At 56.7% G+C, this 21,963-nt stretch carries 10 protein-coding genes, 2 tRNA genes, 4 rRNA genes and 1 pseudogene; 9 read left to right on the top strand and 8 right to left on the bottom strand.

Annotated features, from left to right (window positions below):
• Positions 1-8 precede the first annotated feature (8 nt).
• Complete coding sequence (locus ACA072_RS00565) at positions 9-1,130, bottom strand: Re/Si-specific NAD(P)(+) transhydrogenase subunit alpha (RefSeq protein WP_497622424.1); 1,122 nt, start codon at positions 1,128-1,130, stop codon at positions 9-11.
• A gap of 435 nt (positions 1,131-1,565) precedes the next feature.
• Complete coding sequence (locus ACA072_RS00570) at positions 1,566-2,465, bottom strand: LysR family transcriptional regulator (protein WP_497625058.1); 900 nt, start codon at positions 2,463-2,465, stop codon at positions 1,566-1,568.
• Between the two features lie 157 nt (positions 2,466-2,622).
• On the opposite strand from ACA072_RS00570, the gene ACA072_RS00575 reads away from it, so the two are divergent.
• From ACA072_RS00575 to rrf (ACA072_RS00610), 8 genes are all read left to right on the top strand, one after another.
• Entirely contained in the window at positions 2,623-3,804 is a 1,182-nt protein-coding gene (locus ACA072_RS00575; RefSeq protein WP_010465741.1) for an acyl-CoA dehydrogenase, read from the top strand.
• 13 nt (positions 3,805-3,817) lie between these two features.
• Positions 3,818-5,038, top strand: coding sequence for a CaiB/BaiF CoA transferase family protein (locus tag ACA072_RS00580; RefSeq protein WP_497622426.1), 1,221 nt, complete (start codon positions 3,818-3,820; stop codon positions 5,036-5,038).
• Between the two features lie 642 nt (positions 5,039-5,680).
• Positions 5,681-7,219 (top strand): 16S ribosomal RNA (locus tag ACA072_RS00585).
• Between the two features lie 82 nt (positions 7,220-7,301).
• Positions 7,302-7,378, top strand: a tRNA-Ile gene (locus tag ACA072_RS00590).
• Between the two features lie 27 nt (positions 7,379-7,405).
• A tRNA-Ala gene (locus ACA072_RS00595) sits at positions 7,406-7,481 on the top strand.
• A 250-nt stretch (positions 7,482-7,731) separates the two neighbouring features.
• A 23S ribosomal RNA gene (locus ACA072_RS00600) occupies positions 7,732-10,623 on the top strand.
• A gap of 158 nt (positions 10,624-10,781) precedes the next feature.
• Positions 10,782-10,897, top strand: a 5S ribosomal RNA gene (rrf, locus tag ACA072_RS00605).
• 105 nt (positions 10,898-11,002) lie between these two features.
• Positions 11,003-11,118, top strand: a 5S ribosomal RNA gene (gene rrf / locus ACA072_RS00610).
• The 16S, 23S and 5S rRNA genes sit together here with 2 tRNA genes alongside, the layout of an rRNA operon.
• A 77-nt stretch (positions 11,119-11,195) precedes the next feature.
• On the opposite strand, the pseudogene ACA072_RS00615 reads toward rrf (ACA072_RS00610), so the two are convergent.
• From ACA072_RS00615 to ACA072_RS00630, 4 genes and pseudogenes are all read right to left on the bottom strand, one after another.
• Positions 11,196-11,534, bottom strand: a pseudogene (locus ACA072_RS00615) (PepSY domain-containing protein); the annotation flags it as partial.
• A gap of 87 nt (positions 11,535-11,621) precedes the next feature.
• Complete coding sequence (locus ACA072_RS00620; protein ID WP_497622428.1) at positions 11,622-14,123, bottom strand: TonB-dependent siderophore receptor; 2,502 nt, start codon at positions 14,121-14,123, stop codon at positions 11,622-11,624.
• Positions 14,124-14,211: 88 nt separating this feature from the next.
• Entirely contained in the window at positions 14,212-15,225 is a 1,014-nt protein-coding gene (locus ACA072_RS00625) for a FecR domain-containing protein (RefSeq protein ID WP_497622430.1), read from the bottom strand.
• Positions 15,225-15,725: a sigma-70 family RNA polymerase sigma factor gene (locus tag ACA072_RS00630; protein WP_497622432.1), complete on the bottom strand. Its 501-nt coding sequence runs from the start codon at positions 15,723-15,725 to the stop codon at positions 15,225-15,227. Before ACA072_RS00630 ends, ACA072_RS00625 begins: the two co-directional genes overlap by 1 nt.
• A 302-nt stretch (positions 15,726-16,027) precedes the next feature.
• On the opposite strand from ACA072_RS00630, the gene ACA072_RS00635 reads away from it, so the two are divergent.
• Positions 16,028-17,908 (top strand): methyl-accepting chemotaxis protein, encoded by a 1,881-nt coding sequence (locus ACA072_RS00635; protein WP_497622434.1) that lies wholly within the window; start codon positions 16,028-16,030, stop codon positions 17,906-17,908.
• A 145-nt stretch (positions 17,909-18,053) separates the two neighbouring features.
• Here ACA072_RS00635 and ACA072_RS00640 read toward each other — a convergent pair whose 3' ends face one another.
• Both ACA072_RS00640 and ACA072_RS00645 read right to left on the bottom strand, forming a co-directional pair.
• Positions 18,054-18,521: an SRPBCC family protein gene (locus ACA072_RS00640; protein ID WP_497622436.1), complete on the bottom strand. Its 468-nt coding sequence runs from the start codon at positions 18,519-18,521 to the stop codon at positions 18,054-18,056.
• A 22-nt stretch (positions 18,522-18,543) separates the two neighbouring features.
• Complete coding sequence (locus tag ACA072_RS00645; RefSeq protein WP_497622438.1) at positions 18,544-21,954, bottom strand: amino acid adenylation domain-containing protein; 3,411 nt, start codon at positions 21,952-21,954, stop codon at positions 18,544-18,546.
• Positions 21,955-21,963 lie beyond the last annotated feature (9 nt).

Here is a 21,963-nt window from a genome sequence, read left to right on the forward strand (position 1 = left end):
ATCCCTGCTTAGGCGTTTTTGCGGATGACTTGGCCGTCGCGGCACATCAGGCACGCGGCGACGATGTCGTCTTCGAGGTTGATCTCGAACTGGCCTTCTTTGTTGAAGACCAGCTTCAGGAAGTCCAGCAGGTTGCGTGCGTACAAGGCCGAAGCATCTGCCGCGACTGCGCCGGCCAGGTTGGTCGGGCCGCAAATGGTCACGCCATTCTCGATCACGACCTGATCGGCCATGGTCAGTGGGCAGTTGCCGCCCTGGGCTGCCGCGAGGTCGATGACCACCGAGCCTGGCTTCATCTGTGCCACGGTTTCCGCGCTCAACAGCGTCGGCGCCTTGCGGCCCGGGATGAGTGCGGTAGTGATGACGATGTCAGCCTGCTTGGCGCGTTCGTGCACGGCCAGGGCCTGGCGTTGCATCCAGCTGGCGGGCATTGGCCGGGCGTAACCGCCGACACCGACAGCGCATTCACGCTCTTCATCGGTTTCGTAAGGCACGTCGACGAACTTGGCGCCCAGGGATTCGATTTGCTCCTTCACCGCAGGACGCACATCGGATGCTTCGATCACTGCACCCAGGCGTTTTGCCGTGGCGATCGCCTGCAAACCCGCAACGCCGGCACCCAGAATCAGTACGCGCGCCGCTTTCACGGTGCCCGCAGCCGTCATCAGCATTGGCATGAAGCGTGGGTAGTGGTGAGCGGCCAGCAACACGGCTTTATAGCCGGCGATGTTGGCTTGGGAGGACAGCACATCCAGGCTTTGAGCGCGGGAGGTGCGCGGAGCCGCTTCCAGCGCGAACGCGGTAATGCCGCACTCAGCCAGCCTGGCAATGGTTTCATTGCTGAACGGGTTGAGCATGCCGACCACAACGGTGCCGCTTTTAATCAGCGTCAGCTCGCTGTCGCTGGGGGCGACCACCTTGAGAATCAGCTCGGCACCAAACGCATCGTTGGCAGTGCCAATCATTGCGCCTGCCGCTTCATAGGCACTGTCGACGACGCTGGCGTTAATGCCGGCGCCGCTTTGCACAGTGACCTTATGACCTTGGCCGATCAGCTTCTTGATGGTTTCCGGGGTTGCAGCAACCCGTGTTTCACCCGTTTGGGTTTCGAGAGGAACACCAATGTGCACGTCAAATCTCCTGCGTGATCTTATTGAGTAAACCCAGGCACTTCGGATGGTGCGTCTGGGGCGGCCGATCAGCACGATCCCGCCAAATCTGGGCGGGGCGCGGCATTTTGCAGGCGAACTTTGTGCCCTTCAAGGGATTATGACGGGTGACGGAAAATTAACTACAAGTCACCCCGTGACCGAATGTCGCAACCGACCGGCTCAATCCCTTGTAGGCCGTGCCTTGTAAGGATTCTGGCCGAAATTCAAGAATTTACACATCGGCACGGTGAATGAGGTGTCATTGCTGATGAATAGAGGCTCAAAGCCATGTAGACCGGCACTTGTGGGACGTTTGTACTGCTTGTCGGTACAGTCTGCAAATATGCGACAAATACGTATATCTGTAGGGCTTTGATTTTACTGACTACGGGGTCAGATAATGGGTTGAAGCCTTTATCCTTCTAGGCTGTAGCCTTGTGCCTGGGTGACCAGCCAATCACGAAATGCCCGTAATGAAGCCGATTCTACCTTTCGCTCCGGAATCATCAGGTAATAAGCCTTGATGCTCGACAGCGCTTGGGTGTTGGCTATCACCAAGCGTTTCTCCGCCAGTTCGCGCTGAATCAGAAATGGCGGAATCAGAGCGATCCCCATGTCGTGCATCGCCGCTTGGGCAAGCATGGAGAATAGCTCGTAGCGCGGTCCTGTCATGTCTCGCGGGACATTTAGGCTCTGAGAGTTGAACCACTGGCGCCAGGCGTAAGGGCGCGTGGTCTGTTGCAGCAAGGGCAATTCAGCGATTTCATCGGGCGTCAGACTGGTTTTTTTGCCCAGTAGCGTGGGGCTGCACACCGGCATCGGATTTTCACCCATCAGCCTGTGGGATTCGGTACCCGACCAATCCGCATCGCCGAAATAGATCGCGGCATCGAAGTCGGTGTCGGCAAACAGGAAGGGGCGCGTGCGGTTGGTGAGGTTGACCGTCACTTCCGGGTGTTTGTGCTGAAAGTCCTTTAGTCGTGGTAGCAGCCACTGAGTGCCAAAGGTCGGGACCACGGCAAGTTCGATCACGTTGGCGCCTTGTTGTCCCATCACTGACAAGGTGTCCCGCTCAACTGCATCGAGTTGGGTGGCGACACGGCGGCTGTAGGAAAGTCCGGCTTCCGTCAGCTTCACTCCGCGCCGCGAGCGTCGGAAGAGTTCAACGCTGAGGAACTCCTCCAGGCTGGCGATCTGTCGGCAAATGGCGCCTTGGGTGAGCGAAAGCTCCTGCGCCGCTTTGGTAAAGCTCTCGTGGCGCGCTGCCGCTTCAAAGCTGATCAGGGCGGTGGTGCTAGGGATTTTCCGGCGCATGTACTCCAATCTCACTAATACATCGCATAAAGGCTGTTTTGCGACGTTACGGAGTGAGAAATTAGCACAACAGTATGCAAAATCCTCGTTTGCCGTAACGCCGAACCGGGCCTAGGATCAGTCCACGTTATTTGACCCGATTCGAGAGGACACACTCATGGGCGGTAAAGCTAGCTTCAACTGGATCGATCCCCTGCTGCTGGATCAACAGCTCACCGAAGAAGAACGCATGATCCGCGACACTGCCGAGCAGTTCGCACAGCAGAAGCTTGCACCACGTGTTCTTGAAGCTTTCCGCCACGAGAAGACTGATCCGGCGATCTTCCGCGAGATGGGCGAAGTGGGCCTGTTGGGCGCGACCATTCCTGAGCAGTACGGTGGCAGCGGTCTGAACTACGTCAGCTACGGGCTGATCGCTCGTGAAGTCGAGCGTGTCGACTCCGGCTATCGCTCGATGATGAGTGTGCAGTCCTCGCTGGTCATGGTGCCGATCAATGAATTCGGTACTGAAGCCCAGAAGCAGAAGTATCTGCCGAAACTGGCCTCGGGCGAGTGGATTGGCTGCTTCGGTCTGACCGAGCCTAACCACGGTTCTGACCCGGGCGCGATGATTACTCGTGCACGCAAAGTGGAAGGCGGCTACAGCCTGACCGGCAGCAAGATGTGGATCACCAACAGCCCGATTGCCGATGTGTTCGTGGTCTGGGGCAAGGATGATGCGGGCGACATCCGTGGTTTCGTTCTGGAGAAAGGCTGGAAAGGCCTGAGCGCTCCGGCGATTCACGGCAAGGTGGGCTTGCGTGCATCTATTACCGGCGAGATCGTCATGGACAACGTGTTTGTTCCTGAAGAAAACATCTTCCCGGATGTCCGTGGTTTGAAAGGCCCTTTCACTTGCCTTAACTCGGCACGCTACGGCATTTCCTGGGGCGCACTGGGCGCTGCCGAGTTCTGCTGGCACACCGCTCGCCAGTACACCCTGGATCGTCAGCAGTTCGGTCGCCCGCTGGCTGCTACTCAGTTGATCCAGAAGAAACTGGCCGACATGCAGACGGAAATTACGCTGGCACTGCAAGGCTGCCTGCGTCTGGGTCGCATGAAGGATGAAGGCACTGCGGCCGTCGAGATTACTTCGATGATGAAGCGCAACTCCTGCGGCAAGTCCCTGGACATCGCGCGCATGGCGCGTGACATGTTGGGCGGCAACGGCATATCCGATGAGTTCGGGGTCGCTCGCCACCTGGTCAACCTGGAAGTGGTGAATACCTATGAAGGTACGCATGACGTCCATGCACTGATCCTCGGTCGCGCGCAGACCGGCATCCAGGCGTTCTATTAATAGGAGAACGTCCATGGGCGCGCTTTCACATCTACGGGTACTGGATTTATCGCGGGTGCTGGCCGGGCCTTGGGCCGGGCAGATCCTGGCGGACCTTGGCGCCGAAGTGATCAAGGTCGAGCGCCCGGGCAATGGCGACGATACGCGCGCCTGGGGGCCACCCTTCCTGAAAGACGCCTATGGCGAGAACACCAGCGAGGCCGCCTATTACTTGTCGGCCAATCGCAACAAGCAATCGGTGACCATCGACTTCACGCGTCCAGAGGGGCAAAAGCTGGTACGTGACCTGGCGGCCAAGTCGGACATCCTGATCGAGAACTTCAAGGTTGGTGGCCTGGCGGCTTATGGGTTGGACTATGACTCGCTTAAGGCTATCAATCCGAATTTGATCTATTGCTCGATCACGGGGTTTGGTCAGACCGGGCCTTACGCCAAGCGTGCTGGTTATGACTTCATGATCCAGGGCCTGGGTGGGTTGATGAGCCTGACAGGTCGACCTGAGGGGGATGAGGGGGCGGGTCCCGTGAAAGTCGGTGTGGCGCTGACCGACATTCTTACCGGGCTCTACTCGACGGTGGCGATCCTTGCTGCGTTGGCTCATCGGGATCATGACGGTGGTGGTCAGCATATCGACATGGCGTTGCTGGATGTTCAGGTGGCATGCCTCGCCAACCAGGCAATGAACTATCTGACCACAGGCAATGCGCCCAAGCGCCTGGGTAATGCTCATCCGAACATCGTTCCTTATCAGGATTTCCCTACGGCGGACGGTGACTTCATCCTCACCGTGGGTAATGACGGACAGTTCCGCAAGTTCGCGGAGGTGGCTGGGCAGCCTCAGTGGGCGGCTGATCCGCGCTTTGCGACCAACAAACTGCGGGTGGCGAATCGTGCAGTGTTGATTCCGCTGATCCGTCAGGCGACTGTTTTCAAGACCACGGCTGAATGGGTGTTGCAGCTGGAGCAGGCGGGTGTACCGTGCGGTCCTATCAACGACTTGGCGCAGATGTTTGCCGATCCTCAGGTCAAGGCGCGTGGGTTGGCGATTGAGCTGCCCCATGTGCTGGCAGGGATGGTGCCCCAAGTAGCGAGCCCTATTCGTCTGTCGGAGACGCCGGTGGAATATCGGAATGCACCACCATTGTTAGGTGAGCACACGCTGGAAGTTCTGCAGAGGGTGTTGGGCCTGGACGCTGATGCGGTCGCCGCTTTTAAGGTGGCGGGGGTGCTGTGAAGACCCCTTCTATATAGAAGGGGTGGTTTTGCTCTCCTATATAGGTGGGAATTGGCCTGTTTTCCGGGTTTCTCCAAGTTATTGATAGAAAAGCGAAATTAGGGGTTGACGGCAGATTCTGGAAGTCTATAATTCGCCCCACTTCCGGCGCAGTCGAAACGGAAAACTCCTTGATAAACAAAGAGTTACGCAGTTTTCGACAGCGAGTTGCTTCAGGTCATCGAAGCCCAGAAGGAGTTGATCAAGCGAGGTTGTTTGGCTTGATTGACGGTTCGATCTTCTCGGTCGAAAGCGGAGAAAAAGAGGTGTTGACAGCAGCGAGTAACGCTGTAGAATTCGCCTCCCGCTAACGAGAGATCGAAAGCGCAAGTGGTTGAAGTTGCAAAGGAAACTTTGAAAACTTCTGAAAATAACCGCTTGACAGCAACAGAGGCTGCTGTAGAATGCGCGCCTCGGTTGAGACGAAAGATCTTAACCAACCGCTCTTTAACAACTGAATCAAGCAATTCGTGTGGGTGCTTGTGGAGTCAGACTGATAGTCAACAAGATTATCAGCATCACAAGTTACTCCGCGAGAAATCAAAGATGTAACCAACGATTGCTGAGCCAAGTTTAGGGTTTCTTAAAAACCCAAAGATGTTTGAACTGAAGAGTTTGATCATGGCTCAGATTGAACGCTGGCGGCAGGCCTAACACATGCAAGTCGAGCGGCAGCACGGGTACTTGTACCTGGTGGCGAGCGGCGGACGGGTGAGTAATGCCTAGGAATCTGCCTGGTAGTGGGGGATAACGCTCGGAAACGGACGCTAATACCGCATACGTCCTACGGGAGAAAGCAGGGGACCTTCGGGCCTTGCGCTATCAGATGAGCCTAGGTCGGATTAGCTAGTTGGTGAGGTAATGGCTCACCAAGGCGACGATCCGTAACTGGTCTGAGAGGATGATCAGTCACACTGGAACTGAGACACGGTCCAGACTCCTACGGGAGGCAGCAGTGGGGAATATTGGACAATGGGCGAAAGCCTGATCCAGCCATGCCGCGTGTGTGAAGAAGGTCTTCGGATTGTAAAGCACTTTAAGTTGGGAGGAAGGGCATTTACCTAATACGTAAGTGTTTTGACGTTACCGACAGAATAAGCACCGGCTAACTCTGTGCCAGCAGCCGCGGTAATACAGAGGGTGCAAGCGTTAATCGGAATTACTGGGCGTAAAGCGCGCGTAGGTGGTTTGTTAAGTTGGATGTGAAATCCCCGGGCTCAACCTGGGAACTGCATTCAAAACTGACAAGCTAGAGTATGGTAGAGGGTGGTGGAATTTCCTGTGTAGCGGTGAAATGCGTAGATATAGGAAGGAACACCAGTGGCGAAGGCGACCACCTGGACTGATACTGACACTGAGGTGCGAAAGCGTGGGGAGCAAACAGGATTAGATACCCTGGTAGTCCACGCCGTAAACGATGTCAACTAGCCGTTGGGAGCCTTGAGCTCTTAGTGGCGCAGCTAACGCATTAAGTTGACCGCCTGGGGAGTACGGCCGCAAGGTTAAAACTCAAATGAATTGACGGGGGCCCGCACAAGCGGTGGAGCATGTGGTTTAATTCGAAGCAACGCGAAGAACCTTACCAGGCCTTGACATCCAATGAACTTTCCAGAGATGGATTGGTGCCTTCGGGAACATTGAGACAGGTGCTGCATGGCTGTCGTCAGCTCGTGTCGTGAGATGTTGGGTTAAGTCCCGTAACGAGCGCAACCCTTGTCCTTAGTTACCAGCACGTAATGGTGGGCACTCTAAGGAGACTGCCGGTGACAAACCGGAGGAAGGTGGGGATGACGTCAAGTCATCATGGCCCTTACGGCCTGGGCTACACACGTGCTACAATGGTCGGTACAGAGGGTTGCCAAGCCGCGAGGTGGAGCTAATCCCAGAAAACCGATCGTAGTCCGGATCGCAGTCTGCAACTCGACTGCGTGAAGTCGGAATCGCTAGTAATCGCGAATCAGAATGTCGCGGTGAATACGTTCCCGGGCCTTGTACACACCGCCCGTCACACCATGGGAGTGGGTTGCACCAGAAGTAGCTAGTCTAACCTTCGGGAGGACGGTTACCACGGTGTGATTCATGACTGGGGTGAAGTCGTAACAAGGTAGCCGTAGGGGAACCTGCGGCTGGATCACCTCCTTAATCGACGACATCAGCTGCTCCATAAGTTCCCACACGAATTGCTTGATTCATTGAAGAAGACGATAAGAAGCAGCCCGAAATTGGGTCTGTAGCTCAGTTGGTTAGAGCGCACCCCTGATAAGGGTGAGGTCGGCAGTTCGAATCTGCCCAGACCCACCAATTTTGTGTGGGAACCTGTAGAAATACGGGGCCATAGCTCAGCTGGGAGAGCGCCTGCCTTGCACGCAGGAGGTCAACGGTTCGATCCCGTTTGGCTCCACCACTACTGCTTCTGTTTGTTGAAAGCTTAGAAATGAGCATTCCATTGTGATGATGGTGAATGTTGATTTCTAGTCTTTGGATTAGATCGTTCTTTAAAAATTTGGGTATGTGATAGAAAGATAGACTGAACGTTACTTTCACTGGTAACGGATCAGGCTAAGGTAAAATTTGTGAGTTGCTCTTAATTGAGCAGCATCGAATTTTCGGCGAATGTCGTCTTCACAGTATAACCAGATTGCTTGGGGTTATATGGTCAAGTGAAGAAGCGCATACGGTGGATGCCTTGGCAGTCAGAGGCGATGAAAGACGTGGTAGCCTGCGAAAAGCTTCGGGGAGTCGGCAAACAGACTTTGATCCGGAGATGTCTGAATGGGGGAACCCAGCCATCATAAGATGGTTATCTTAAGCTGAATACATAGGCTTAAGAGGCGAACCAGGGGAATTGAAACATCTAAGTACCCTGAGGAAAAGAAATCAACCGAGATTCCCTTAGTAGTGGCGAGCGAACGGGGACTAGCCCTTAAGTGGCTTTGAGATTAGCGGAACGCTCTGGAAAGTGCGGCCATAGTGGGTGATAGCCCTGTACGCGAAAATCTCTTAGTCATGAAATCGAGTAGGACGGAGCACGAGAAACTTTGTCTGAATATGGGGGGACCATCCTCCAAGGCTAAATACTACTGACTGACCGATAGTGAACTAGTACCGTGAGGGAAAGGCGAAAAGAACCCCGGAGAGGGGAGTGAAATAGATCCTGAAACCGTATGCGTACAAGCAGTGGGAGCCCACTTTGTTGGGTGACTGCGTACCTTTTGTATAATGGGTCAGCGACTTATTTTCAGTGGCGAGCTTAACCGAATAGGGGAGGCGTAGCGAAAGCGAGTCTTAATAGGGCGTCTAGTCGCTGGGAATAGACCCGAAACCGGGCGATCTATCCATGGGCAGGTTGAAGGTTGGGTAACACTAACTGGAGGACCGAACCGACTACCGTTGAAAAGTTAGCGGATGACCTGTGGATCGGAGTGAAAGGCTAATCAAGCTCGGAGATAGCTGGTTCTCCTCGAAAGCTATTTAGGTAGCGCCTCATGTATCACTGTAGGGGGTAGAGCACTGTTTCGGCTAGGGGGTCATCCCGACTTACCAAACCGATGCAAACTCCGAATACCTACAAGTGCCGAGCATGGGAGACACACGGCGGGTGCTAACGTCCGTCGTGAAAAGGGAAACAACCCAGACCGTCAGCTAAGGTCCCAAAGTTATGGTTAAGTGGGAAACGATGTGGGAAGGCTTAGACAGCTAGGAGGTTGGCTTAGAAGCAGCCACCCTTTAAAGAAAGCGTAATAGCTCACTAGTCGAGTCGGCCTGCGCGGAAGATGTAACGGGGCTCAAACCATACACCGAAGCTACGGGTATCACTTAGGTGATGCGGTAGAGGAGCGTTCTGTAAGCCTGTGAAGGTGAGTTGAGAAGCTTGCTGGAGGTATCAGAAGTGCGAATGCTGACATGAGTAACGACAATGGGTGTGAAAAACACCCACGCCGAAAGACCAAGGTTTCCTGCGCAACGTTAATCGACGCAGGGTTAGTCGGTCCCTAAGGCGAGGCTGAAAAGCGTAGTCGATGGAAAACAGGTTAATATTCCTGTACTTCTGGTTATTGCGATGGAGGGACGGAGAAGGCTAGGCCAGCTTGGCGTTGGTTGTCCAAGTTTAAGGTGGTAGGCTGGAATCTTAGGTAAATCCGGGATTCTAAGGCCGAGAGCTGATGACGAGTGTTCTTTTAGAACACGAAGTGGTTGATGCCATGCTTCCAAGAAAAGCTTCTAAGCTTCAGGTAACCAGGAACCGTACCCCAAACCGACACAGGTGGTTGGGTAGAGAATACCAAGGCGCTTGAGAGAACTCGGGTGAAGGAACTAGGCAAAATGGCACCGTAACTTCGGGAGAAGGTGCGCCGGTGAGGGTGAAGCATTTACTGCGTAAGCCCATGCCGGTCGAAGATACCAGGCCGCTGCGACTGTTTATTAAAAACACAGCACTCTGCAAACACGAAAGTGGACGTATAGGGTGTGACGCCTGCCCGGTGCCGGAAGGTTAATTGATGGGGTTAGCTAACGCGAAGCTCTTGATCGAAGCCCCGGTAAACGGCGGCCGTAACTATAACGGTCCTAAGGTAGCGAAATTCCTTGTCGGGTAAGTTCCGACCTGCACGAATGGCGTAACGATGGCGGCGCTGTCTCCACCCGAGACTCAGTGAAATTGAAATCGCTGTGAAGATGCAGTGTATCCGCGGCTAGACGGAAAGACCCCGTGAACCTTTACTATAGCTTTGCACTGGACTTTGAATTTGCTTGTGTAGGATAGGTGGGAGGCTTTGAAGCGTGGACGCCAGTTCGCGTGGAGCCAACCTTGAAATACCACCCTGGCAACTTTGAGGTTCTAACTCAGGTCCGTTATCCGGATCGAGGACAGTGTATGGTGGGTAGTTTGACTGGGGCGGTCTCCTCCTAAAGAGTAACGGAGGAGTACGAAGGTGCGCTCAGACCGGTCGGAAATCGGTCGTAGAGTATAAAGGCAAAAGCGCGCTTGACTGCGAGACAGACACGTCGAGCAGGTACGAAAGTAGGTCTTAGTGATCCGGTGGTTCTGTATGGAAGGGCCATCGCTCAACGGATAAAAGGTACTCCGGGGATAACAGGCTGATACCGCCCAAGAGTTCATATCGACGGCGGTGTTTGGCACCTCGATGTCGGCTCATCACATCCTGGGGCTGAAGCCGGTCCCAAGGGTATGGCTGTTCGCCATTTAAAGTGGTACGCGAGCTGGGTTTAGAACGTCGTGAGACAGTTCGGTCCCTATCTGCCGTGGACGTTTGAGATTTGAGAGGGGCTGCTCCTAGTACGAGAGGACCGGAGTGGACGAACCTCTGGTGTTCCGGTTGTCACGCCAGTGGCATTGCCGGGTAGCTATGTTCGGAATAGATAACCGCTGAAAGCATCTAAGCGGGAAACTAGCCTCAAGATGAGATCTCACTGGGACCTTGAGTCCCCTGAAGGGCCGTCGAAGACTACGACGTTGATAGGTTGGGTGTGTAAGCGCTGTGAGGCGTTGAGCTAACCAATACTAATTGCCCGTGAGGCTTGACCATATAACACCCAAGCAATTTGTGACTCGAAAGAGGCCAGATTGCGGTGTGTGAAGACGAAACGAACCGAAAGTTCGAGACACTCACAAAACACCTGACTATCACATACCCATTCGCTGGAGCGTGATCTCGCAAGAGAGAACGACCTGGCTACCGAATTTCTTGACGACCATAGAGCATTGGAACCACCTGATCCCATCCCGAACTCAGCAGTGAAACGATGCATCGCCGATGGTAGTGTGGGGTTTCCCCATGTGAGAGTAGGTCATCGTCAAGATTAAATTCCGAAACCCCAATTGCGAAAGCAGTTGGGGTTTTGTTTTAGTAGAAGTCACCAATTTTGCTGGCACGTTACGGTTGTAACGGGCTAGTCACAGAATTTCTTGACGACCATAGAGCATTGGAACCACCTGATCCCATCCCGAACTCAGCAGTGAAACGATGCATCGCCGATGGTAGTGTGGGGTTTCCCCATGTGAGAGTAGGTCATCGTCAAGATTGAATTCCGAAACCCCTGTCTGCTAACGCAGGCAGGGGTTTTGTCTTTCTAGGAACCCTAAAAGCTTTACTCCAGACTATCCTTTGCGTGCCTTACTGCTCCTTCGAGCCAGCAACTTGCGCCACCAGAGATAGATCCCGGTCACCGACAACACCGCAATCAAAACACCCAACACGGCAATCATGACTTGCCTGGTGAGCCCGATGATTCGGCCTCCGTGTATCGGTAATTGCAGCCTGTAAAAACGTTCTCCCAAGGTGCCCTGCCCCCCGATCTCCTGCCCCGGTAATCGCCCGCCTGTGCCATGGAAGAACAACCAGGATTTACCAAGGGCCTCAGTATCATGTTGCCCAAACCCAGCTCCATAAAAGTTGTACTCAAAACTGTAATACAACTTTCCGATCGCAGCCGTCAGTCAACCGTGCGCGCATGAAATGTTCCTGCAGAAACGACAAAGCCAGCCCCTGGAATCAGGTGCTGGCTTTGTAGGAATGTCGAGTGATTAGAACGGGTAACTCACCGTGGCGGCGACGTTGCGTTCTTCGCCCAAGTAGCAGAAGTTCAGGCTGGCACAGGAAGCCACGTAGGACTCGTTTGTCAGGTTATTCGCATTAAGGCGTACGTCCACGCCCTTCAAACCAACCTTGCCCAAGTCATAGCCGACAGAGGCGTCAAACAGCGTGTAGGACGGTACCTTCATGGTGTTCTCCGCATCGGCCCAGCTGTAACCGACATACCGCACACCACCCCCCAGACGCAGGCCATCGAGTGCCGCGCTGTCGAATTTGTAATCTGCCCAGACCGACGCCATATGCCGCGGCGCCTGGGTCGGCGAGTTGCCCTTGTTCTCGATGATGTCCGTGGCAGTACTCAGGGTGCTGACCATGGACTTCGAGTATTCGATGTCGGTGAAGGTGTAGCTGCCGAGCAGCTTCAACTGGTCGGTCAGTTGAATATGAGCTTCCAGTTCCAGGCCCTGGGAGCGGACGGCACCTACAGCGCGGTAGAAGTTTTCCTGCGGCAGTTTGGTCGCGAGGTTTTCCTGATCGATGCGAAATAGCGACGCGGTGAACAAGTTGTCGGTACCCGGCGCCTGATACTTCACGCCCACTTCCCACTGCTTCCCATCGGTCGGTGCCAAAGGATTGCCGGCACTGTCCGAATAGGAGTTCGGGTTGAAGGACTCGGAGTAGCTGATGTAAGGCGCAATGCCGTTATCGAACAGGTACAGCGCGCCTGCACGCCCGGTCAGCTTGGTGCGTTTGTCGCTGATTTCGGTGCCCACGGATCGCTCCGCTTCAGCCAGTCGGTTTTCATCGGAGGTCTCGACCCAATCCTGGCGCAGGCCAAGAGAGAAGCGCCACTTGTCCATCTCGATCAAGTCTTGCAGGTAGACGCCGGTTTGTTCCAGGCGACGCAGGTAGCTGGTTGTTCCATAGAACTCGATGTCCGAGTTGCCGTACACCGGGTTGAACGCATCAATCGGTGCAAGCGCACCGCTGGTCCAGTCGACGACAGTTTTGCGCCGCTGATAGTCCGCGCCCATCAGTACCGTGTGTTTGGTCGCGCCGGTGAAGAACTCCGCTTGCAGCATGTTATCGACAATGAAGGCATGAAGTTTCTCGTCGCCACCGGTGTAATAACGATTCAACTCATTACTGCTCGGCATGGTCCAGCCATAGGCGTAGACCTGATCGATCTTCACTTTGGAATCGAGATAGCGGAAGTTCTGCCGTGCCGTGAATACGTCGTTAAAACGATGCTCGAACTGATAACCGAAGGATTGCTGATCACGCTCAAAACCATCGATGCCAGGCTCGCCCTCGAAGAAGTGCGGTGAGATGCGATTGCCGTTGCGCTGATGGAGTGTGCCGTCGGCCGGCACACCGCCGTGATAGCCGCCATCGGGATCGTGTTGCAGATAGGCCTGCAGGGTCAGAGAGGTGTCTTCGGTGAAATCGATGCTCACCGTCGGCGCCAGGGCGAAACGCTTTTCCTTGTTGTGATCGAACTGTGTGTCGGACTGGTCCGCCAACCCTGTCAGGCGATAGGCAATGCGCTTGTCGTCATCCACCGGGCCGCTGAAGTCAAAACCCATGCCGCGCTGGCCTTGGCTGCCCGCGGTGGCCTGGATCTGATGATAGGGCTCATACAGCGGTTTCTTGCTGGTCAACGCCACCAGGCCACCCGGTGAACTGCGCCCGTAGAGCACCGATGAAGGCCCCTTCAGAATATCCACGCGCTCCAGGAAGTACGGGTCCACCTGCATGGTGCTGTAGGTGCCGCTGTCGCCCATGGATTTGAGGCCGTCGAGGTAGATGTTATCCACCGAGCCGTCGTTGAAGCCGCGCATCGCCACGTAGTCATAACGGTGGGTCGCGCCATAAGGATTGGTCAGCACGCCCGGGGTGTAGCGCATCGCCTGGGAGACGGTTTGCGAGCCTTGATCGTCCATTTGCTCGCGGGTGACCACCGATACGCTTTGTGATGTTTCAAGCAGCGCAGTACTGGTCTTGGTGGCGATCTGGCTGTGCGTGGCGTTGTAGCCGTCCATGCTGCCCAGTGCGTTACCGAGGGCAAAGCCTTTGATGTCGGTGGTGGGCAGCGCCAGCACTCCAGATTCGGCGGCGGGCCGCAGCACATAACTGCTGCCATCCTGGCTCACGGCCTCCAGGCCAGAACCGCTGAGCAAATGATTCAGCGCCTGATCGACCGAATAATCGCCCTGCACACCCGGTGACTGACGCCCGCTGGTTTGCGCCGGCGTGGTCGACAGCGTGATGCCGGCCTGCCGCGCAAACTGGTTGAGCACATCGCTCAATGGACCGGCGCCGATGGTGTACCGATGGCTGCTGACTTCGCTGCCCTGCGCCGCAACAGCAAGTGCTGGCAATACGCCGACACCCAGTGCGGTAGAGAACAGCGCGGCGCGAACGGCGTGGCGCAAAATGCAGGTATCCGCAGTGAAACAAGGAAGATTCTTACCGATGGCGCGCACAGTCATTGTAGGTTTCCGTAGGAAGTCGCTGAAGTCAGAGTTGAAGTGCTTACTGACTAAGCCGGGCTTGTACGGAAAACCCGCCAAAAATAATTCAGACTTGCCGCTCCAGCGTCACCCACCAGCGAGTGCGGTAGCGCAACTGCACCGGCAGGGTTTGCGGCAGGATCGCCAGCAGCTTATCGGTGTTCTCCAGGCGGAAGACTCCGGACAGGCGCAAGTCGGCGATGTCCGATGAACACGTCAGATAACCGTGCCGGTAGCGTGCGACCTCATTGAGGAAATCTCCCAGGCGCATGTTGCGAGTGACGATCAAGCCATCGACCCACGCGCCGGCATCCATATCCAGTGGCGCCGCCAACTTCGCCTGGTGGTGATCGATCAAATAACTCTGCCCGGCCTGCACCCGAATCGGCTCACCGTCGGCGGCCCGTGGCGAATGAATTGCGACCATGCCGCTGGTGACACTGAGCCGTGTGCAGTCATCGTCCTGACGCAGGATGAACCGCGCGCCCACACCTTCATACACGCCGTGACGGCTTTGCACCCGCAACGGTCGATCAAATGGAGACGCTTCGTCGATGCCGCCGCAGGTCACGATGATTTCGCCACGCGTCAGTTTGATCAGCCGTTGCTGCGCGGTGTAATCGAGATCCACCGCGCTGGCGGTGTTGAGCTCCAGGCGGGTGCCGTCGGGCAACTGGAAACCACGCCGCTCGCCCATGGCTGTGGCGAAGTCGGCAGTCCATTGTTGCCAACCCATCGCATCCTTGCTCAGCCATACCGCTGAACCCATCAGCAATGCGCCCGACAGCAACTTGAGCGCCTGGCGTCGTCCCAAACCCTGAGCGCTGTTTTCCAGCGTATTGAGTGCGACTTGAGCACCGGTCACTGCACGCAGATTGCTGCTCAACTCGGCTTGCAGGGACTGCACCCGCTGCCAGGCCAATTCGTGTTCAAAATGTTCAGCGCGCCAGACATCGCATTGCTGGCGCAACCTCGGGTTGGCCGCGTTATTGCGCAGCCGCAGCAGCCAATTGATAGCCTGTTTGACCACCTTCTGCTGAGGTTCGCCGCGCCGGTGAAGTGACGAGTTATCCACAGTCATTACGCTTCATATCGCAAGACATAGCAGTGATACAGCGCATCAGCGACGTAACGCTCCACCGAACGCAGGGACAAACCCATCTGCTCGGCAATCTGCTTGTGGGTAAGTCCTTCGCACTGAGCCAGCAGAAAGGCCTGACGCACTTTCGGCCTCAAGCCTTCAAGCAGGCGGGCGATGCTTTCCAGCAATTCAAGCACCAGCGCCCGCGCTTCGGCACTCGGGGTTTGTGCTTCGGGCAAGTGAGCGATGGTTTCCAGATAGGCGCGTTCGATTTCCTCGCGGCGCCAATGGTCGATGACCAGGCCACGGGCGATAGTTCGCAAAAAGGCACGGGGCGCCTTGAGTTCGAGGCGTTCGGTTCTTTGCAGCAGGCGTACGAAGGTGTCCTGCGCCAAGTCGGCCGCATCGGCTGCATTGCACAGTCGAGCGCGCAGCCACGCGTTGAGCCAACCGTGATGGCTACTGTAAAGCGTCTGAACAGCAAACTCAGGAGAGGACATGAACGCGACAGCCTGGACGTCACAAATGATAATTAGTCGCATTGTCATCAAGGGTCGCGGAATTTGCAACTGCCGGTCGAACAACTGTCATCACCAAAACACTATTCAACCGCTCTGGCACACCGTTCGGCGGGAATGCCGGGCATTTCTTACAAACCCCTAAGATTTCTCTGACTCGTGCCGACAGACTGGGGAGACATGCGTGCACCAAAGTAGAGCGGCCGAAGAATGCCGCCTGCGCTGTTACATGGAATGTTGCACCTGGAACGCATCCCCACTTTTTGCATAAGAAGTCCCATGAAATGAATCTCAAATTCAGCCATAAAATCCTTCTGGCCGCCTCTGGCGTCGTGGTGCTGGCTTTTGCGTTGTTCACTTTGTACAACGACTATCTGCAGCGAAACACCATCCGGCAAAACCTCGAGTCCTCCGTCCAGCAAGCCGGCGATCTGACGGCCAGTAGCGTGCAGAACTGGATGAGCGGCCGTGTGCTGGTCCTGGAAAATCTCGCGCAGAACGTCGCTCACCAAGGCGCCAGCGCGGACCTTCCAGGCCTGGTTGATCAACCGGCCTTCACCTCGAACTTCCAGTTCACCTATGTTGGCCAGGCCAATGGCGTGTTCACCCAACGCCCCGACGCGAAGATGCCGGACGGTTACGATCCGCGTCAGCGTCCCTGGTACAAACAAGCCGTCGCTGCTGACAAAACCATGCTGACGCCGCCGTATATGGCGGCGGTCGGTGGCTTGGTGGTGACCATCGCCATGCCGGTGAAAAAGAACGGCGAATTGCTCGGCGTGGTCGGCGGTGACCTGAGCCTGGAAACCCTGGTGAAGATCATCAACTCGGTGGACTTCGGTGGCATCGGCCACGCGTTTCTGGTCAGCGCCGACGGTCAGGTGATCGTCAGCCCGGACAAAGACCAGGTGATGAAGAACCTGAAGGACATTTATCCCAACTCCGGCGTGCGCATCGAGAAGGGCAATCAGGACGTCACCCTGAACAAACAGGACCGTATCCTCTCGTTCACTCCGGTGAGCGGTTTGCCGAATGCCGAGTGGTACATCGGTCTGTCGATCGACAAGGACAAGGCCTACGCGCCACTGAGCCACTTCCGTACCTCGGCGCTGATCGCAATGTTTATCGCCGTGAGCGTTATTGCAGTGCTGCTGAGCCTGCTGATCAATGTGCTGATGCGTCCGCTGACCACCATGGGCCGCGCGATGCAGGACATCGCCCAGGGTGAAGGCGACCTGACCCGTCGTCTGGCCGTGGAAAGCAAAGACGAATTCGGCGAGTTGGGTGGTTCCTTCAACCAGTTCGTGGAGCGGATTCACGCCTCGATTTCCGAAGTGTCCTCGGCGACCCGTCAGGTCCACGATCTGTCGCAACGGGTGATGGCATCGTCCAACGCCTCGATCGTCGGTTCCGACGAACAAAGCGCGCGCACCAACAGCGTGGCAGCGGCGATCAACCAACTGGGCGCCGCCACTCAGGAAATCGCCCGCAATGCCGCCGATGCTTCGCAGCATGCCAGCGGCGCTAGCGAGCAGGCGGACGACGGTCGTCAGGTGGTGGAGAAAACCATCCTGGCGATGACCGAGCTGTCGCAGAAAATCAGCCTGTCCTGCACCCAGATCGAAACCCTGAACGCCAGCACTGACAACATCGGGCACATTCTCGATGTGATCAAAGGCATCTCCCAGCAGACCAACTTGCTCGCGCTCAACGCCGCCATCGAAGCGGCGCGTGCCGGTGAAGCCGGCCGCGGTTTTGCGGTGGTGGCGGACGAAGTGCGCAACCTGGCGCATCGCACGCAGGAGTCGGCGGAAGAGATCCACAAGATGATCACCTCGCTGCAGATCGGTTCTCGCGAAGCGGTGACGACCATGAATGCCAGTCAGGTCTCCAGCGAAGAAACCGTCGAAGTAGCGAATCAGGCGGGCCTGCGGCTGGTCAGCGTGACCCAGCGCATCGGCGAAATCGACGGCATGAACCAGTCGGTGGCCGCAGCGACCGAAGAGCAGACAGCAGTGGTGGAAACCCTCAACGTCGACGTTAACCAGATCAACTTGCTGAACCAGCAGAGCGTGGCGAACCTCAATGAAACGTTGAAGGATTGTGATGCGTTGTCGTTGCAGGCGAACCGGTTGAAGCAGTTGGTGGATAGCTTCAAGATCTAATTCAAGTCAGGTCTACCGCGTCATCGTTCTTCGCGAGCAAGCCCGCTCCCACATTTGACCGTGTTCCTTCAGAAGGAACACGGTCAACCTGTGGGAGCGGGCTTGCTCGCGAAAGCGGTGCAACACGCACCGCTGTACCAAAGCCTTAAGCAAACAGCTTCAGCACATTATTCATCGCATCATCTGCAAACCCCTGCACAAAATCCTTGAACCCCGGCAACGCCTCATCACCCCCCTGCGCCGGTTCGGCAATGATGGTCCAGGTCGCCCGCGACTTGCCCGCGCCCAGCGGTTCGACACTCATCGCCGCCCACAGATTGGCCACGCCCAGGGTGTTGTAAATCGTGGTCCACGTCATGTTCAGCGCCTGATCATCCCGCGAGTTGAGTTGCTCGACCACCTGGTTGCCATCCTTGAAGAATTTCTTGCGTAGCGACGACACACCTTCGCCCGTCATCTCAATGTGCGACAGCGCCGGAATGAATTGATCGAAGCCGGCAAAGTTGCCGACCACCGCCCAGACCTGTGCGGCATCCGCCGGCACCTCTACCGAAGACACGACGTGGCAGCCTTGAGGGTTTTTGATCAGGGTATCGGGTTGTAGGGTTTTCATGGTTTTGCTCCGGTTGAGTGAATCAGATGAAATTGATTTCTTTGAGGTAGTCGCAACCGCGACGCAGCAGCGCCGGGGATTTTTCCGGGTAGTGGGCGCCCATCTGCCGCACACCGGCTTGGGCGTTGTCGTGGCCGATCATCGAGATGTCGCCGATGTCTTCTTCGAAACCGTTGAGGTAGAAACCAAGCACGCCGAACAGCGCGTTGTCGCTGTCGACCCGGCCCAGTTGCTGCTGCCAGTCGGCGACGCTGACCATGGAAAACTCCCGGCCCGCCTCACGGAATGACGCGACGTAATCGTCCCAGCTCAAAGGTTCAGGGTTGTGCAGGTTGAACACCGATTTGTCAGGCGAATAACGGCTGGCATGGAAGGCGATAAAGCGGGCGAGAAAGTCCACCGGCATCAGGTCGAAATTCAGTGCGAACTCCGGCACCTGGCCGAGCTGGATCGAACCCTTGAGCATCAGCATCAAGCGATTTTTATGCGGCTGACAGACACCGGTCAGGCTGTTGAAACTGATGTTGCCGGGGCGATAAAGATTGATCCTCACCCCTAGCTCGCGCGCCCGCTCGAGGATCCGTTCGCCGACCCATTTCGACAGGTTGTAGCCGTTCTTGATGTAGATCGGCGGGGTCTGTGCGGCGGGCAATTCCAGCACTCGGCCATCGTCGGCAATCGTGCTGGACGCCGACAGCGTGGAGACGAAATTGAAGATCTTCTTGCTGCGCCCCTCGCACAGCCGAAGGCATTCGAAAATCGGCTCAACGTTATCCCGCGCCAGCGACTCGTAATCGAGCACGTGGTTGACGTTGGCGGCGTTGTGCACCAACGCGCCGAACTCCCGGTCGAGGCGCTCGTAAACGTGCGCATCGAGCCCCAATGCCGGGCGCGTAATGTCTGCCGCGTAAACCTGCACCCGGCTCAGGTCCAGATGCTCCAGACGGTTTTCCCGCAACGCGTGAGCGAAGCGCTCGGCCGCCGATTGCCCGCCGCCATCGCGCACCAGGCAGGCGACTTCACTGACGCCCCACGCCAGCAACGCCTCGACGATGTGCACACCGACAAAACTGTTGGCGCCGGTGATGATCACCTTGTGCACATCGCCCATGCGGCTGATGGGCAGCGGCTGAATATCCAGCTCGCGGAAGGCATCTGCCAGCGCTTGAGCGCTCAGGACTTCCTCGGTGCCGGAGCCACGCACCAGCGTCGCCAGCTTCGCAATGGTCGGCAATTCAATGAAGCGGTTGATCGAGATGCTGCGGCCGAATTCCTCACGCAATCGCAGCAGCATCCGTGACAACAGAATCGAATGGCCGCCCAGATTGAAGAAACTTTCGTCGGTCGAAATATCACTGGCCGGCAGCTCCAGCAGCTCGGCCCAGATCTCCAGCAACAGCGCTTCATCGGCGCTGGTGGGTAAACGCCGCAGCGTGTTTTCGGCAACATTCACAGGCAACGCCAGCAGGGCTTTGCGGTCGACCTTGCCGTTGCTGGCGAACGGCATGCTCGGCAGTTCGGTCCAGGCGATAGGTTGCATGTAGTCCGGCAAAAACTGCATCGCATGGGCCTTCAAGGCTTCGCGAGCGACGCCCGGTTGTTCCTCCTGAGGTTGTGCGAGAAAGGCCAGAATCCGTCGCTGACTGTCGATGACCACCGCCACCTGACGGTACAACTGGCTGTCGCGCAGGCAGCGTTCGATCTCTTCCGGCTCGACACGAAAGCCGCGGATCTTCACCTGATTGTCCCGCCGTCCGCACAGCTCGATACCGTCGCGGGTCCACTTCGCCATGTCACCGGTACGGTAGGCGCGCAGGCTCTGGCCGTCCGGCAAACTCAAGTCCAGGTAGCGCTCGGCGGTCTGCTGCGGGTTGTTCAGATAACCCAGGCACACCCCCGGCCCGACAATGTACAACTCACCGACGGTCTGCTCGGCCACCGGTTGAAACCCCTCGTCGAGAATCAGCACCTGGCTGTTGGCAATCGGCGCTCCGAGGGTACGGTTGCTGTCGCCCGTGCGCAGCTGGCGCGCGGTGATCAGTACCGTGGCTTCGGTCGGGCCATAGAGGTTGTAGAGGTTGCCTTGACGGGTGAGCTGCTCGATGACGTAGGGCTCGCAGACATCGCCGCCGGTCATCACATGGTCCAGGATCTGCAGCTGATCCAGAGGCAGAATGCTCAACAGCGCTGGGGGTAAAAACGCATGACTGAGGCGTTGATGACGGATCAGTTCGACCAGTTGCAATGGATCGCGGCGCTGGTCGTCGCTGGGCACGATCAGCTCGGCACCCTGAAGCAGGGTCGGGAAAATATCGATCAGTGACGAATCGAAACTCAACGACGAAAACTGCAAGGCCCGACTCTGTTCGGTCAGCTGCACATAGTTGGCGTACCACGCGGTGAAGTGCGCGAGGTTGGCCTGGCTGAGCAACACCCCTTTGGGATGTCCGGTGGTGCCCGAGGTGTAGAGCGCCATGCACGGCGCATCGAGGTCAGGGCGATGGCGCATCAAGGGTTGGCTGAGGTCCACGTCATCAAAGTCGATGCAGCTGATGTCCAGCGTCGGCATTTCATCGGCGAGTGGATGCTGGCCGTCATGCAGCAACAACACCACCCCGGCATTCGAAAGGATGTACTGCTGACGTTGCAGCGGGTGGCTCGGCTCCAGCGGCAAATACACCGCTCCGCTGCCCAGAATCGCCAGGATCCCCGCATACAGAGCACTGCATTTCGGCAGGCAAATCCCGACCACCAAAGGCCCTTCATGCTCAGCGAGCATTGGCAGCAAGCGCTGCTGGATCGCTCGGCTGTGGGCGTGCAATTGCCGATAGCTCAGCGATGTGCCGTCGATGTTAAGCGCGGGCCGCTCGGCGGACTCGATGAAGCGCTGTTCGAGGCGCTCGATCATCGGGATCCGGGCGAGTTCTTGCAGCCATGGTTGAGCCGTGTTGTTGAGTTGATGAGTGAAGGCCAGGCGCTCTAAAAGCAGCAGGTTATCCACACGCTCAAAGTGAGCGTGAGCAGCCGGCTCAGCGTGCAAAAAATACTCGGCGTCGCGAGAAAATCGGCTGACCAGCAGCGAGACATGGTCCACCAGTTCCGCCACCACTCGCAGGCGCAATGCCTGCCCGTTTCCAGAAGGTTCATCGGCAATCGGCACGCGCGTAAACAGCTTCGATCCCTGCATGCACAGCAGGTCCATCGACGGCAGCCCCGTAGCGCCTGGCGCGCCGACACCCAGTTGCAGCGTCAGATGCGGCGCATCATCCGGGACTGAAAACGCCTGGCTGGCGTCGTCAATCAGCAGATCGAACGACGGCGCCTCCTCGAACGCCTCGAGCCGCACCAGCGAATGACCCTGTTGTTCAAGTTCCAGCGCCAGGTCGGTCAAGGCCTGGCTGTGCCCAATGAGCAGAATGTCGAGACGTCTCATGATGTTCTC

The sequence above is a fragment of the Pseudomonas sp. LBUM1656 genome (assembly GCF_059716065.1).